General features: G+C 68.0%; 14 protein-coding genes. 5 read left to right on the forward strand and 9 right to left on the reverse strand.

Going from position 1 to position 15,133, the window contains the following annotated elements; all coding sequences use genetic code 11:
* The first annotated feature begins 51 nt into the window (after positions 1 to 51).
* Together OOT46_RS20680 and OOT46_RS20685 are read left to right on the forward strand one after the other, a co-directional pair.
* On the forward strand, positions 52 to 507 hold the full coding sequence (locus OOT46_RS20680; RefSeq protein WP_265405524.1) for a carboxymuconolactone decarboxylase family protein: 456 nt from the start codon (positions 52 to 54) through the stop codon (positions 505 to 507).
* 60 nt (positions 508 to 567) lie between these two features.
* Positions 568 to 1,665 carry a glycosyltransferase family 9 protein gene (locus tag OOT46_RS20685; protein WP_265405525.1) on the forward strand — a complete coding sequence of 366 codons (1,098 nt, stop codon included), beginning with the start codon at positions 568 to 570 and terminating at the stop codon, positions 1,663 to 1,665.
* Here OOT46_RS20685 and OOT46_RS20690 read toward each other — a convergent pair.
* The 5 genes from OOT46_RS20690 to OOT46_RS20710 form a co-directional block, all read right to left on the reverse strand.
* Positions 1,601 to 2,770, reverse strand: a complete 1,170-nt coding sequence (locus OOT46_RS20690) for a glycosyltransferase family 9 protein (protein ID WP_265405526.1) — start codon at positions 2,768 to 2,770, stop codon at positions 1,601 to 1,603. The genes OOT46_RS20685 and OOT46_RS20690 overlap by 65 nt on opposite strands.
* Positions 2,771 to 2,916: 146 nt before the next feature.
* A complete protein-coding gene (locus OOT46_RS20695) occupies positions 2,917 to 3,753 on the reverse strand; it encodes a glycosyltransferase family 2 protein (RefSeq protein ID WP_265405527.1) in 837 nt (278 codons plus the stop codon).
* Positions 3,750 to 4,439: a DUF4254 domain-containing protein gene (locus OOT46_RS20700; protein WP_265405528.1), complete on the reverse strand. Its 690-nt coding sequence runs from the start codon at positions 4,437 to 4,439 to the stop codon at positions 3,750 to 3,752. The genes OOT46_RS20695 and OOT46_RS20700 overlap by 4 nt, the downstream gene beginning before the upstream one ends.
* A gap of 122 nt (positions 4,440 to 4,561) precedes the next feature.
* On the reverse strand, positions 4,562 to 5,728 hold the full coding sequence (locus OOT46_RS20705; protein ID WP_265405529.1) for an AraC family transcriptional regulator: 1,167 nt from the start codon (positions 5,726 to 5,728) through the stop codon (positions 4,562 to 4,564).
* A gap of 187 nt (positions 5,729 to 5,915) precedes the next feature.
* Positions 5,916 to 6,938, reverse strand: coding sequence for an OmpW/AlkL family protein (locus tag OOT46_RS20710; protein WP_265405530.1), 1,023 nt, complete (start codon positions 6,936 to 6,938; stop codon positions 5,916 to 5,918).
* Between the two features lie 492 nt (positions 6,939 to 7,430).
* Between OOT46_RS20710 and OOT46_RS20715 the strand changes: the two genes are divergently transcribed.
* The 3 genes from OOT46_RS20715 (at position 7,431) to OOT46_RS20725 (ending at position 9,154) form a co-directional block, all read left to right on the forward strand.
* Positions 7,431 to 8,306 carry a PRC-barrel domain-containing protein gene (locus OOT46_RS20715; protein WP_265405531.1) on the forward strand — a complete coding sequence of 292 codons (876 nt, stop codon included), beginning with the start codon at positions 7,431 to 7,433 and terminating at the stop codon, positions 8,304 to 8,306.
* 126 nt (positions 8,307 to 8,432) lie between these two features.
* Positions 8,433 to 8,759: a hypothetical protein gene (locus OOT46_RS20720; protein ID WP_265405532.1), complete on the forward strand. Its 327-nt coding sequence runs from the start codon at positions 8,433 to 8,435 to the stop codon at positions 8,757 to 8,759.
* Between the two features lie 44 nt (positions 8,760 to 8,803).
* A complete protein-coding gene (locus tag OOT46_RS20725) occupies positions 8,804 to 9,154 on the forward strand; it encodes a ribosomal subunit interface protein (protein ID WP_265405533.1) in 351 nt (116 codons plus the stop codon).
* A 75-nt stretch (positions 9,155 to 9,229) separates the two neighbouring features.
* Here the strand turns inward: OOT46_RS20725 and OOT46_RS20730 are convergent, their stop codons facing one another.
* From OOT46_RS20730 to OOT46_RS20745, 4 genes are all read right to left on the reverse strand, one after another.
* Positions 9,230 to 10,483: an Hsp20 family protein gene (locus tag OOT46_RS20730; RefSeq protein ID WP_265405534.1), complete on the reverse strand. Its 1,254-nt coding sequence runs from the start codon at positions 10,481 to 10,483 to the stop codon at positions 9,230 to 9,232.
* A 592-nt stretch (positions 10,484 to 11,075) separates the two neighbouring features.
* Positions 11,076 to 11,663: a hypothetical protein gene (locus OOT46_RS20735; RefSeq protein ID WP_265405535.1), complete on the reverse strand. Its 588-nt coding sequence runs from the start codon at positions 11,661 to 11,663 to the stop codon at positions 11,076 to 11,078.
* A 593-nt stretch (positions 11,664 to 12,256) separates the two neighbouring features.
* Positions 12,257 to 12,535 (reverse strand): HU family DNA-binding protein, encoded by a 279-nt coding sequence (locus tag OOT46_RS20740; protein ID WP_265405536.1) that lies wholly within the window; start codon positions 12,533 to 12,535, stop codon positions 12,257 to 12,259.
* 203 nt (positions 12,536 to 12,738) lie between these two features.
* Entirely contained in the window at positions 12,739 to 15,045 is a 2,307-nt protein-coding gene (locus OOT46_RS20745) for an NADP-dependent malic enzyme (RefSeq protein WP_265405537.1), read from the reverse strand.
* Positions 15,046 to 15,133: the final 88 nt, after the last annotated feature.

Genomic DNA, 15,133 nt, shown 5'->3' on the forward strand with positions numbered 1-15,133 from the left:
TGTCAACACCCGGGCCGCACGGTGCGGCCCGGCAAGCTCAGGAGATCCCTCATGACGTCCGCTGCCCGACTCGATCACCCGACCCTCGCACCCAAGGCCTACCAGGCCCTGGTCGCCCTGCACGCTGCGCTCGAAGGCGGCAGCCTGGGCACCCGGCTGCTGGACCTCGTCTACTTGCGCGTGTCGCAGCTCAACGGCTGCGCTTTCTGCATCGACATGCACTGGCGCGACCTGATCGCGCATGACGAGGACCCGCGCCGGCTGAATGCCCTGCCGGGCTGGCGCGAGGCGCCTTTCTTCACCGCACGCGAGCGTGCAGCGCTGCAATGGGCCGAGCGGCTCACCGGCCTGGTCGGGCGCGACCCGCATGCGCCCGAGGACGCCGAGTTCGCCGAGCTGCGCCAGCACTTCAGCGAGGTCGAGGCGGCCGAGCTGTGTTACGCGATCGCCGCCATCAACGCCTGGAACCGCCTCGGCGTCGGCCTGCGACCGCCCATCAGCGCCTGATCGTCAGAGCGGAACACCGCTTGCTGCCTCGGAAGAGTCGTTCCACAAGGAGACCTTCCGATGCACGAGACGGTGCAGAAGATCGCGGTGTTCCGGGCTCTCAAGCTCGGCGACCTCGTGTGTGCCACGCCCGCGCTGCGCGCGCTGCGCGAGCGTTTCCCGGGCGCGCACATCACGCTGATCGGGCTGCCCTGGGCGCGCGACCTGGCCAAGCGCCTGTCGGCCGACGAAGCCCGCTGGGTCGATGACTTCGTCGCCTTCCCGGGCCACCCCGGGCTGCCGGAGCAGCCGTGCAGCCGTGCCAGCTTCGAGGCCTGGGCAGCGCAGATGCGCGAGCGCCGCTTCGACCTCGCGGTGCAGATGCACGGCAGCGGGCGGATCAGCAACGGTGTGGTGCAGGCCATCGGTGCGAGGCGCACGGTGGGTTTCCATGCCGACACGCCGGCCGGCGAGATCGGCGATGCCGGCCGGCGCCTCTGGCCCTACCCCGAGGACCTGCACGAGATCCACCGCAACCTCTGCCTGGTGAAACACCTGGGCGGCCATGCACAGGACGACCAGGTGGCCTTCCCGCTGCTGGACGAGGACTTCGATGAACTGGCCCGGCATGCCGACCTGGACGAACTGCCTGTCGGTGGCTTCATCTGCCTGCACCCGGGCGCCCGCATGGCGAGCAAGCGCTGGGACCCGCGCCGCTTCGCAGCGGTGGGCGACGCGCTGGCCTGCAACGGCTGGCGCATCGTCCTCACCGGCGACGCCTCCGAGCATGCGCTGGCCGCCCAGGTGCAGGAGCACATGCACGCTCCAGCGCTGAACGCGGCGCGTGCGCTGTCGGTCGGCGCACTGGCGGCGCTGCTGTCGCGCTCACGCCTGCTGGTGAGCAACGACACCGGGGTGTCGCACATCGCCTCGGCGCTGCAGCTGCCCAGCGTGGTGATCTTTTTTGCCACCGACCCGAGGCGCTGGGCGCCATTGGACGGGTTGCGCCATCGTTGTGTCATGCGGGCAGAGGACCGCCCGGGCGGGGGCGTGAGCCCCGAGGAAGTGGTCGAGGCAGCCTGGCCCCTGTTGGCCCTGCCAGCGCCCTTGCGCGCTACAGGCGCCGTGAAGCGCCCTCGGGCGCGGGCCGCTCGTACAGAGGCTCAGCCAGTTCGATGACCTGCTGCGGCGTGACATCGTCGACGAAGGAGTCAGGGTGGCCGCAGTCCACCCCGATGCAGTGGCGGCCACAGGCGGGGCAGTCCAGCCGCCAGGACACCGCGGCGGCATGCCGCTCCACGCTCACGGGACCGTAGCCGTTGAGGTTGCCGATCCAGTAGACCACGGTGGTCGGCACCCCGAGCGCGCGGGCCAGATGGGCCGGCCCGGTGTCGTTGGAGACCAGCAGGCGGGCCCGCTCCAGCAGCCCCAGCAAGCCGCCGAGCGAGAGCCGGCCGGTGAGGTCGCTGGCGCGATATTGCATGCTTTGCAGCACCGCCTGCACGGTGTCGCCCTCGGCCTGGGTGCCGTTGACGGCGACCTCCGCGCCGAGCCGGGCGAAGTGGTCACCGACGCGGGCGAAATGCAGCGGCGACCAACAGCGTCGCGGGTCGCTGGCACCGGGCTGCAACACCACCAGAGGCTGCCGGCTGCGGGGCAGCACGGCTTCGGCCTCGGCACGGTCGCGCGGGGTGGCGACCAGGCGCGGCTCGACGTCCAGGCCATGCGCGCCGACCAGCGCGACGCCTTCGAGCAGGCGCAAGACCTCCGGATGCAACTCGCGCCAGGGCAGCGTGCGGTCCAGCGGAGCAGCGTCGGGCGACTGGAAACCGGCGCTGACGCGGGCCTGTAGGCGCCGCACGAAGGGATTGCTGTAGCGGCCGCCACCGTGCAGCTGCACGGCGACGTCGAACCGGCGCGCCTGCATGCGGGCGAAAAAGGCCGCGTGCCGAGCGCTGTCGTCCGGGGCGTCGTGCGGCACGCTGACCCCGGCGATGTCGGGCAACACCACGACCTCGTCGACCGGTGAAGGCCGGCCCGCGAGGAAAGCCGCATGCCAGGCCCGCCCGAGCAGCGTGATGCGCGCATCGGGATAGGCCAGACGCAAGGCCTCCAGCGCCGGCAAGGTCAGCACGTAGTCGCCCACCGCGTTGGCGCGCAGCACGGCGATCGAACGCACGTCGGGGACCCAGGCGCCGCGGCCCGCATAGAGGCCCTCGGAAGGTCCCGGCAGAGCGGCCGTCGGGCGCTCGGGCAGGCCGGCGGAGCGTTCCTGCGCGCTCATTGGGTAACCTCCCGCGCGGGGCTCATTGGATAACCTCCGTGCTGCGCACTGCGGTGCGAGCCCCTTCGGGCGGCCGGGCGGGGCTCATTGGATAACCTCCGTGCTGCGCACTGCGGTGCGAGCCCCTTCGGGCGGCCGGGCGGGGTTCATGCAAGCCCTTCGGCTGGCGCATGCGGCGCCAGCGCCCGGGGTGCGTCCACCTCGCGCACCGGCACCGTGGTGGGCAGCTCCTGGTGGTAGGCGCCGGAGGGCATCAGCCCGCAACCGCCGTAGCGGGCCATCACGCGCAGCTGGGCCAGCACGTCCTCGCCGCAATGCACCTCCGGCAGGTCGCGCCAGAAGCCGAAGCCGCCCACCGCGCACAGCTTGTCCCGGTCATACAGCACGCAGCCGCCGGTCCAGGCCACCTTGTAGAGGCGCGACGTGCCGGTGTCCGCGCACAGCCGGCGCTGCACGTGCCAGAGATTGGCGGCGTTGTGCAGCAGGTGACGCTGCCATTCGGGCGTGCCGGCCTCGATGCGCTCAGGCTGCACCGGCCCGTCCCAGAACTCCACCGCCTGCTGCTGCGGACGCACGTCGTCGCGGTAGGACAGCCCGATCACTGCGCTGCCCACGAAGCCGCAGCGCTGCTGCTGCAGTGCCGCCACCATGCGTCCGAGCAGGTCGGGCTCGAGCAGCACGTCGTCGTCGAGAAACAGCACCAGGGGCGCCGAAGCGCTCTCCAGCAGCACCTGCCGCTGCTGTGCCAGGCCGCGCCGCGGGAGGTTGCGCAGCAGCCGAACCTGGTGGCCGCGCGCCTCGAGCAGGCGCACGATGGATTGCGTCTCGCCGCAGTCGTAGCCGGCAGCCCCGTCGGACTGGTCGGAGACGACGACATCGAACGCGCGGAAGTCCTGCCCCACCAGAGTCGCCAGGGTGGCGGCCAGTGCCGTGCGCCGGTTGCAGGTGGGGATCAGGACATCGACCCGGGTGTCCGCCGTCATGAATTCAGCGGCATCTGGGCCGCCTGGCTGTCCTTCATCCCGCACAGATAGGGATTCAGCGCGGGGTCGTTGTACATCTTGAACTGCCGGTAGATACGGTAGGTGCAGCTGCCTTCCTGCATGCCGCGCAGCAGGCGGTCCAGGCACTCCAGCAGGTCACTCCGCTGGATCCGCAGCCGCTCCAGCTTCGAGGTACAGGCGACACGGTGGGCCTGGGACACCCCGACCCGGTCGAGTTGCAGGCCCATGTGGTGCTGCTTCAGCGCATTGATGGAGAGCCGGTCGATCATCGATCCGGCGGTTTCGCTGTTGACCCAGGCGTCCTCGCGCGGAGGATGGTCCTGCAGGCTTTGCAGCACGACTTCGTCGATGGCTTCGATCGCATCGTTGCGCAGCTGGTTGTAGCGGTCGATCGCCCGCTTGTTCTTCGCGATCTCGGCATCGGGAACGTCGGTGCGGCGCGCCTGGTCTTCCTCGTCCCAGAGCAGCGAGTTGTAGCGGTGGTTGGCAGCCACCCAGCGCAACACGCCGTCGGGATGCAGAGACTCGGGCCAGCCGGAAAGCTGGAAGGACGAGCACTGCAGCTGGTCGACGTCGTCCGCAGTCAGGACGATATCGGCCGCTGGCAGCCCCTGGTCGGCACGGGCAGCACGGTGCTGCGGTTCGGACCAAACGGATGCGGACATGCAAGAACCCCTTCACGGCAGCGGAGGTTGAAAAAGCAGACGGGCCAGCCGCGGCAGGCCCGTTCGTCTTCAACTCCTCAGCAAGCGTGATGCCGGGGCGAGGGAAGTCGCCCCGGGCGGGGTCAGGAGCTGGCCTGAGGCGTCAGTGGCCGCGTTCGCGGCGGCACGATGGTGGTGCGAGGCCCGAGCGCCGACAGGCTGATGCCGCCGGTCGCGAGCTTCTGCCGGAAGTCGCCCGGGCTGGTGTCGTACCAACGCCGAAACGCATGCTGCAGCGCGCTCGGCTCGGAGAAACCGAGCAGCACAGCCACTTGCGAGATCGACATGCCCTGCATCAGGTAGCGTGCCGCGGCTTCGCGGCGCACCTCGTCGAACAGGTCGCGAAAACGCTGGCCCTCGGCCTCCAGCACCTGCCTGAGCCGGCGCGGCGACTGTTTCAACAGCTCGGCAACACGGTCGAGCGTGACCTCCTCGCCACGCGTCAGCAACAAGGAGATCGCGGCGACCACGCGGTTCTCCACGCGCGCCTCCTGCTCGAGGCCGGCCTTGAGCTCGTCGGCCTTGGCGACCAGGAAGTGGTGCAGGTAGCTGTCAGCGGTGCGGAAGGGCAGGTCCAGGTAGCTGGCGTCGAAGGAGATGCTGTTCTCGCTGGCGCTGAACTCCACCGGGACCTGGAAGGTGCGTTCGTGTGCCGCACGAGAAGGCGGCGGCCCGTGCATGAATCGGGCGCCGGTGAGCTTGAGCGTGTGGCCGGTGAAACACTTGGCGAACCACAGCGCGAGCGACAGGAAGTGCTCGGCGAACCAGCGCGCCGTGTAGCGCGGGTCACGGCAGCTGTAGATGAAACGCGCCGTGTTGCCTTCGACGATGTAGTCGACGTCGTCGATCTCGGACACCAGGAAGGCGTACTTTCGCCAATGCTCGATGGCCGAGCGCATGTTGGCGCAGCGCATGCCGAGATGCGCCACGAAGTGCAGCTTGTTCTCGGGATAGTGATGGTGCAGTTCCAGCGCGATGGTGGGATGGTGCAGCCGGTCGGCCGCCATCTGCCAGAGCCGCTCGATCTGCGATACCGGCACCCGTGCATCGGGGTGACGCGTATTTTCCAGCGACATGCCGGTGGTGGCCTCGATCTCGGCTTCGGAAATGCCGTGACGCATCAGCAGGCGTATCAAGGTCACCGCGGATTCGTAGACCGCTGCCGTGGGTTCCCGGCTGCCGGTGGCACCGCGCCACCCGTTCGGCGTGCCTCTGGCCCGGGTGGGCCCGATCGGAAAGTTAGCTCGCATGGACGTTTACCTCGAAGCGGACTGCAAAGCATGTGAAGGGTCGGGGTGCGCTCACATCGGGGATTACCTGAGTGGACGAGCCGCGCCTGAATCCAGTCAGGCGGCACCCTCTCACCCAGGCTTTCCGCAGCGGGACACCGCACCCCTCGGACTCCGTCTCGCCGGCGGCCCACGGCCGCCGCAATGCTCAGAACGAATAGCCCACGCTCAACAAGACGACATAGGGATCGAGTTCCGACTTGATCTCGCGCCGGAAGGTCCCCAGGCTGCCTCCACGTCCCGCCGCTACCTGTTCAACGAGATTGTCCATCGCTTCGCGGGACACCTCGTCCGAGGGAATCTGGTTGACCGGATAGGGGTAGTCGTTGAGAACCGGGGAACTGCCGGACAGCATGGTGTTGCTCGTTGTCATCGTTGCCGTCGTGCGGACACGAACATAACCGAGGGTCAGTTTGACGTGCAGCCTTTCCGTAAGCGCATATTGCGCACCGGCGAAGAGTCCCAGCCCCCAGGACGGCTTCATCTTGATCTTGGTCGGCCCGCCGGTGTAGCTCTCCAGCGCCGGGGTGGCCTTGGCCTCGAAAAACTTGGTGTAGTTGAGGCCGATGCCGATCGACGGGCGGAATTTGTCGTCGAAGTCGCCGAAGTAGCGGTGCAGGATCAGGGTCGGCGGCAGCTGCTTGACGGTGGCCACCTTGCCGAGCCGCTCTATCGTGCCCTTGCCATAGATGTCGTGCTTGAAGGGCAGCGCCAGCAGCAGCCCCTCGACCGCCCAATGGTCGTCGAGAAACTTGCCGACGCTGCCGAAAACGGACACCGCGTTCTTCACGTCCACGGTCACGCCGCCCGGCGTACCGAACGACTCCACGCCGGGCGCCAGCAGCGGCAGGATGGGATGGTCGGAGGAGCGCAGTACCGGGCCGCTGAGGTCACGCACGTGGCCCGAGTTGTCGTTGAGCTTGAGCCCCGCCACGCCGGCGCGCACGAACCACCGCCGGCGCGGCTCGAGGCTGAGTTGCGGTGCTGGCTGGGCTGCGACCGACGCGGACGGGTCGACACCGGCCTGCGCCAGCGCCGCGGGCCGCCAGGCCTCCATGACGGAGTCGGATCCGGCATGGGCACCGGCGGCAAGGGTGGCAAGCGCCGCCAGGGCGAGCGCGTGAAATCCGGGCGTCGGGCGCGGCGAGGCGCGGCGCGGCAGGCGTGTCATCTCGGTAGTCTCCTGTTGTCGTGAATCGGATCGCGCCGCCGGGGCCTGCGCCAGCCCCGCCTTTTGGGCAGGTCTGACGCAGGAACCTGAAGCCGGCCTCGTTCGGGCCAGTGGGTGCCGGGTTGCGGTGCAGCGAAAGCGCTGGCGACCTGCCTGCCCCGGGAAGGGCTGCGGCCCCCTTCTGCTGCGCGGTCGAGGATGTCGGAGGCCTCTGGGAGCGGCAATGATCGAGGTGTCGGCGGCATCTGGGGCCACGACACTCGAATCACCGCGGTGGAGGCCCGTCCGGCGCGGACGCAGGCCGCTCAAGGGTTAGCAAATGTCGCCCGCGCTGGCGGGCCGCCTCCCAGCCTGCACGCCTGGACGCCCGGGCAAGTCGATTGCTAAAGAACCAAGGGTTGTCCCGAGGTACACCGCGGGCCCTTCCGGGTTGATGGTGGATGTGTCCTCGGGGGACGCACGCCCGACCTTGCATGAGAGGAAAGCTTCTGGATGAAAGCCCTGTCGCTGCCGCTCGGGCTCGCTCTGGCGAGCCTCGCCGGATTCCCGCAGCCCTCGTCGGCAGCGCAGCTTCTCGCGCAGACCGCCGTCGATCTGCGCAGCACCGGTGAAGCGCCGGCGCTGCCGCCCTCGACGACGCTGGACCTGCGGGCCTCGCTCTTGATCGGCAAATCGGTGCGCAACCTCCAAGGCGAGCATCTGGGCGAGGTGCGCGACCTCGTGCTGGATGTGAACAACCAGCGGGTGCATTACGCGGTGCTGTCGTTCGGCGGCTTCCTGGGCCTCGACCACCGGTTGTTCGCCTATCCGATCGCGCTGTTCCAGTCCAGCGGCCCCGGGAAGGAACTGCTGCTCAATCTCGACCGGGACCAGCTGCGCAAGGCGCCCGGCTTCTCACGCGAACACTGGCCGGATTGGGCCGACAAACGCTACCGCAGCGCCGTCGCCAATCATTTCGGGCCCACCGTCTCGCCGCTGGACCTGCCCGACCAGCGTCTGGTGCGCGCCAGCGAGCTGATGGACCGAAGCGTCGACGACGCCAGCGGTCAGGAGGCCGGCGAAGTCGAGGACATCATCGTGGACCTGGGCAATGGACGGGTGCGCTACGTCGTGCTCGAGGTCGAGGAACGCGGCTCGCACGACCGTCTGCTGGCGCTGCCCCTGCCGGCCTTCGCGGTGCCCGACAGCCAAGGCGATGACCTCAGGCTCAGGCTTCGGCGCGAGCAGCTGGAGGGGTCGGCCGAGCTGGGCGAAGGCCGCTGGCAAGAGCTGATGAACGACCCTGCCTACCAGCGTCAGCTCGACCGTTCACTGGAGGCGCTGACACCTGCGTCCTTGCCATCGCCGGCCTCCAAACCACGTCGTTGAGGCGCCGCGGCGGCGGTGCCCGCAGGCCGGCCATGGGCATACCGCATGCACATCCTCTCTGGCGACCGGGACTGAAGCCCTCAGGGTCGCTGCAGTGCCGGTCCGTCCACCCAAGAGGAGTACGTCATGCAGATGAGCGAAATGAAGCAACACATGGATCGCATCGAGCAGTGGCTCAGCCAGGCCGCACACGCCTGTGAGGCCTCGGACCACGTGCCTCAGGACTTGCGCAACTGCATCACCGAACTCGACCGCCGTTCCCACGAAGCGGTCCGGATGATGGAGACCGACGAGGACGAGCAGCACGTCCGCGAGTGGGTGACCCGCCTGGAAGCCCTGGGTGACCGGGCGATGTCTGCGTGCCGCCGCGCCGGCGAGATGGACGGCGAGATGAGCCAGGCGATCCAGCAGGCCCACGACGAGCTTTCGCAACTGAAGCACCAGCTTCATTGACCATAGCGCGGCCTCACGGCCCGCACTGAAGGAGAAAGATGCCTATGCACATACAGCTGAATACCGACAACATTCTCAGCGCGAACGAGTCCTTGGCACGAGATGTCGAAGCCATCCTCGACAGCGCCCTCGGACGTTTCGACGCGCGGCTGACCCGCGTCGAGGTCCATCTCAACGATGTGAACAGCAGCCAGAAGACCGGCCCCGCAGACATCCGGTGCATGCTGGAAGCGCGCGTGACGGGCAGTGAGCCGGTCGCCGTCACCGACCACGGTCCTACGGTGGACGTGGCGGTGCGGGGCGCCGGCGGCAAGATGCAGCGCGCGCTCGACTCCGCGCTCGGCCGTCGCAACGACCACCGCCACGACAAGCCGGATCTCGCTGCCGAGGTTTGAGGCGCGTACCCGGACGCGAGGAAAAAAGCAGGGCGGCCTCGGCCGCCCTGCTGTCCTTGTTTCAGGCCTGCGGCATCAACCTCGCGCGCCCTGCTGCGAGGACGATGCAGATGACTGTCGCTGATACGCGGAGTAGCCTTGCCCGGCCGGCTCGGTGCGCTGCGCCTCGCGCCCATCGTCCCGGGCACGAGGCGACCGGCCCTCACCGCTGCGAATCTCGATGCGGCGCTGTCCCCCGTCCTGCATGGTCGGCACCCTGATCTCGAGCACCCCATCGTTCATCGTGGCCTCGGCTCCTTCCAGGCTGATGCCCTCCGGCAAGGGCACCGTACGCACGAAGCGCCCGTACATGCGTTCAACGCGACGCAGGTTCTGGCCGTTCTCGCGGGTCATCTGGTCGCGCTCGGCGCGGCGCTCCCCGCTGATGGTGAGCTGGCCGTTGCCGATCTCGATCTCCACGTCCTCCTTCTGCACGCCCGGCAGGTCGGCGCAGATGCAGACCTCACCCTCCCGCTCGCTCACGTCGATGCTGGGCGACCACACCGGTGCCGCCTGCGCCGCCAGCGCGCGCCGGGTGGTGCCCGGAGCGCCCCACATCAGCGACTCCATCTCGCGGTCCATCTCTTCCGACATGCGCCGCATCATGCTCAGGGGCGCTTCCAGCGAGTGGAAGAAGTGCGTGAAGAAGGGCCCGGTCCCGAAGCCCATGGACATCGGGATGGCGCCCAGCGACCGGCTCATGATGTCGCTGGTGAAGCGCTCGGCCTCGCGGGTCATCGCGCCTGCGGTACTGCCGGCCCAGCGGGCTGCGAACTGGTGCGGCTCGCCCCGGTCTTGTCGCTGCTGCGAGTCGCGCCTCTCCTGCTCGCCCTGCTCGCCAGCCTGGCCCTGGTGCACCTCGCCGCGCCATGAGCCGCTCGCCTGACCGCGCCCCTCGATGAAGTGAGCGAAGCGCTGCAGGTCCTCTTCGGTGCGCGAGCTCAGCTCCTGCTCCTTGATGTTCTTGCCTGCGATGGTGCCGTAGTCCATCGTGAAGGCAACGCGGGTCCGCTGCTCGTCAAGCGGCGTGAAGCTCACGGTGGTGCTGCTTTTCGTGCCGTTGTTGCTGCGCCATGAAATGCTTTGATCGGGGATCTGCTCCGTGATCTCCGTGTCCCACTCGACGGGCTTGCCGCCGAGATCCATCGACCAGTGCAGATGGGTGTCGTCGATCTGCCTGACCTCGCGCACGTTCTGCATGAAGCGGGGGAACTCCTCGAACTGCGTCCATTGGTTGTAAGCCGTGTGGACCGGTACACCGACCTCGATGGATTTTTCAATCCTGGGCATGGTCACTCCTTTCCTGGGCTGCACAGGGGTGCGTGGAAGAAAAGTTCGAAAGCGACCCGAGCCTGGACGGTCGGCGTGACTGCAAGGCCACCGCTGTGCCGGCGGAGCAGGAGCGTGCCGCCATCCAGCGCCGCCACCGAACAGCGAGGTTTGCGGCAACTAACGTTCCGCGATGCACGGGACAGGCAGCCGGATAACGAGGCTCGGACCCGTAGCCGACCGGCAAAAGCGGGCACCGTTGCCGGCAGCTTTTACCGACAAGACAGAAAAATGGTGGAGAACTGCGCTCGCTGCAAGACGTCGGGCCGAGCGTGTCGCGGGCCTCAGGCGCCGCCAATGGCGGTGATCACCTTGCCGGTGCCGCTGCAGGCAACGCAGGGACGCCCGTCGAGAACGCCGCTGCCGCCGCATTCCCTGCAGACGTTCTCGCCCGTGCCGGGAGTGCCGGGAACGGCTTCGTCAGCAGGACGTCCGGTGTCGGACGAAGTGGGAGAAGATGGTGTGGATGACATACGGAAAACCCCTTGCTGAGTTTCAGCAAGGGGTGCACCCGTGAAGTCCCTCGCGCCGCCAAGGCGCAGAGGCCGGCGCTTCAGCGCGCAACGGCGATGCGGGAACTCTGCTGCTGACGCAGCACGCCGGGATCGGTGAGCGTCTCGCTGCGCGAAGGCAGTTCCTGCTTGACGGCCAAGGCCTGTGCGGTTTCGCTCCGCAGCGTCAAGCGCGTCAGTGCGTACAGCGGATCGGCGTCTTCACGGCAGAGCTCGAAGGTCTCCATGGCCGCGAGCATCGGGCCCTGGTAGCGCATCAGGCAGGCCGTGATCGACGACTCGACCGAAAGCTCATAACGGCGCAGCGTCTGACTCAGATGCGGACGCACGCGGGTGATCTGCAGAGAAGCGCCGGTCCATTCCGGCAACCCGACGATGCGCGGCGCGGGCCGCTCTTGCCCGAACAAGCCCTGTATCGACGCCTTGATGGCAAGCACCGCCAGGCTGTCGCAGCCGCTGGCATAGCGGGCCGGCAAGACGTTCTGGGCCGACGTGCCGAGTGTCGGACTTCTCAGGACGATCTCCAGCTTTCCGCTGGCGTCGCCCAATGGCCCGATCTGGATACGGTACTGGTCCGTTTCCTGTTGCTGGCCTTGCCCATAGCGCACGGCCAGCTCCACCACCAGCATCTCATGTCGATCAGATACAAATTCCACGAGTCTTCCCACAGCCTCCGGGCTGCCCGCGCCTTGAACCACACTCAATCACCGGTGCAGCGCAGAACTACCAGTGATTGCAAGATTTGCAGCAATTCGGTAACCGCCTCCACACGGTTCACGAAAAAATTGCCCCGAGTCCGGGTTGCCCAAAGAGGGGTGAGAGTCGGAAAGGAGGCACAAGCAACTCGGTAACGACACTCGGGGCAGAGCATAGGCAGCAAATGGCGTGCCTAACCCGCACAGTGCCTGGGTAGCCTGCCCATTCAGGTGGAGAGTTGTAACGCCGGTGCTGACGGGACCGGATTTCAGAAGCTCAAGGAGAAACCTGCTGCCTTGGATATAGGCCGACGGGGCCGGCCATGGAAAGCTTGTGGGTTGCTACAGGATAAGCAGACAGCGCGCCCGAGGGGCGCCCTCGACGCCTGTACGGACGCGTGAAGGCCACCGGCGCAACGGCCGGGTCTGGGTCGGGAAACGGGCAGGGAGGATGCGCAAAGCGGCAGGGGCGCCGCCTTGGAAGTCGCCCCCAAAGCGACATGGCCGCCCGGGGGATGCCGAAGAACTTACTTCTTCTGAACGGCGGCCTTGAGCGAGGCGCCGGCGCTGAATTTCACGCCCTGGCTGGCCTCGATGGTGATTTCTTCACCGGTGCGGGGGTTGCGGCCGGTGCGAGCCTGACGCTCCGTCACGGAGAAGCTGCCGAAGCCGATCAGCGCGACGGTGTCGCCAGCTGCCAGGGCCTTGCTCACATTGCCGATGAAGGAGTCGAGCGCACGGGCGGCAGCGGCCTTGGAGATATCCGCGTCGGCGGCGATGGCATCAACGAGTTCTGCTTTGTTCATGAGGGTCTGACTGGAATGAACGATGAAAATCGCGCGTCCCGGAGGGCGCACCGTAGAACCCCGCAGTCTAGCCGCTTCCGGCCCTGCCTCGGAAGTTCACTGGTTAAGAAGCTGTGAGACTGTTAAGCGCCAATGACGGCCTCCCAGGCGGGCTGGCGGGCTGCGCGGGGGCTAGCGCCCCCTCGCTCCCGCCCGCGCGGCACTCAGTTCGACAGGCCCTCCAGCGCGCCCCGCATCGCTGTGAGCGCCGTCATGTTGACGATGCGCCTGACGGTGGCCGAGGGGGTCAGGATGTGGGCCGGCGCGGCCGAGCCCAGCAGGATGGGGCCGACCGTGATGCCCTGGCTGCCGGTCATCTTCAGCACATTGAAGAGGATGTTGGCAGCGTCGAGGTTGGGCAGGATCAGGACGTTGGCCGTGCCGCTGAGCGTGGTCTCGGGCAGGAAGCTGTGGCGCACCGATTCGCTCAGCGCGGCATCGCCCTGCATTTCGCCGTCGGCCTCGACATCCGGCATGCGAGCGCAGAACAGCTCGCGCGCAGCGCGCATCTTGAGCGCCGACGGCCGCGTGCTGGAGCCGAACATCGAATGTGAAAGGAAAGCGACGCGCGGCGTCAGGCCGAAATGGCGCACCGACTCAGCGGCCATCGCGGCGATCTCGGCCAGTTCCTCTGCGCTCGGATCCTCGTTGACGAAGGTATCGGCGATGAACAGCGTGTACTGGTCCAGCACCAGCGCGTTGAGCGTCGCGAGCGAGCGCACGCCGGCGCGACGGCCGATCACGTCGCGCACGTGGTCCAGGTGCTGCTCGAAGCGCCCGACCAGCCCGCACAACATGCCGTCGGCATCGCCGAGGTGGACCATCAGAGACGCGATCAGCGTGTTGGAACGCCGCACCGCCGCCTTGGCCATCTCCGGCGTGACGCCGTCGCGGCCCTTGAGCCGATGGTAGGCCTCCCAGTATTGGCGGAAGCGCGGGTCGTCCTCGGGGTCGGTCAACTCGAAGTCCACCCCGGGCTTGAGCCTCAGCCCGGCGCGTTCGATGCGCTGCGCGATCACCGCCGGACGGCCGATCACGATGGGCTTGGCCAGGCCTTCCTCGAGGGCGATCTGGACCGCGCGCAGCGTGCGCTCGTCCTCACCCTCGGCGAAGGCGATGCGCTGCGGCGCACGCCGTGCCGCCATGAACACGGGGCGCATGAACAGCCCGGTGTGCGTCACGAACTTCAGCAGCGATTCGCGGTAGGCGTCGAGATCGGCGATAGGCCGGGTCGCCACCCCCGACGCGGCGGCGGCACGCGCCACGGCCGGCGCGATGCGCAGGATGAGCCGCGAGTCGAAGGGCTTGGGGATCAGGTACTCGGGCCCGAAGCGCATCTCCTCGCCGGGGTAGGCGCTCGCCACCTCGTTGCTGATCTCCGCCTTCGCGAGGCTGGCGATCTCCTGCACGCAGGCAACCTTCATCTCCTCGGTGATGCGGGTCGCACCGCTGTCGAGCGCGCCGCGGAAGATGTAGGGGAAGCACAGGACGTTGTTGACCTGGTTGGGATAGTCCGAGCGACCGGTGGCGACGATGCAGTCGGGCCGCGCGGCCTTGGCGATCTCGGGGCGGATCTCCGGCTCGGGGTTGGCCAGCGCCAGGATCAGCGGTCGGGCGGCCATGGTCTTGACCATGTCGGCGCTCAGCACGCCAGCCGCGGAGCAGCCGAGGAACACGTCGGCATCCTTCACCACGTCGGCCAGCGTTCGGGCATCCGTGCGTTGCACGTAGCGCCGCTTAGACTCGTCGAGCCGATCCTCGCGCTGGTGGTGCAGCACCCCCTTGGAGTCGCACATGAAGACGTTGTCGCGATTCACGCCCAGCCGCACCATCAGGTCGACGCAGGCGATGGCCGCGGCGCCGGCGCCGGAGACCGCCAGTTTGACCTCGCCGAGCTTCTTGCCCACCAGCTCCATGCCGTTGATCAGCGCCGCGGCCGAGATGATGGCGGTGCCGTGCTGGTCGTCGTGGAAGACCGGGATGTTGAGGCGCTCCTTGAGCTGGCGCTCGATGTAGAAACACTCGGGCGCCTTGATGTCCTCGAGGTTGATGCCGCCCAGCGTCGGCTCCAGCGCCGCGATGATCTCGACCAGCTTGTCCGGGTCCTTCTCGGCGAGCTCGATGTCGAACACGTCGATGCCGGCGAACTTGCGGAACAGGCAGCCCTTGCCCTCCATCACCGGCTTGCCGGCCAGCGGCCCGATGTCGCCCAGGCCCAGCACCGCGGTGCCGTTGGTGACGACCCCCACCAGGTTGCCGCGGGACGTGTATTCCGCCGCCAGCGACGGGTCCTCCTCGATCGCCAAGCATGCATAGGCCACCCCGGGCGAATAGGCCAGCGACAGGTCACGCTGGTTCACCAGCGGTTTGGTCGGCATCACCGCCACCTTGCCGCGCGTCGGCAGCCTGTGGTATTCGAGCGCGGCTTCGCGCAGCGCCTGTTCGGCGGGTGAGAGATCGGAGCGGGCCATGCTTGCCTCCTTATTGGATGTCTGCAACGGTTCCCGCCCGGCCTGCCAGCCGCTGCCGGCCGGGCGCCGGGCCGGGCGGGAGAGGCGT

The organism is Aquabacterium sp. A7-Y, assembly GCF_026153205.1.
Taxonomy (GTDB): domain Bacteria; phylum Pseudomonadota; class Gammaproteobacteria; order Burkholderiales; family Burkholderiaceae_C; genus Caldimonas.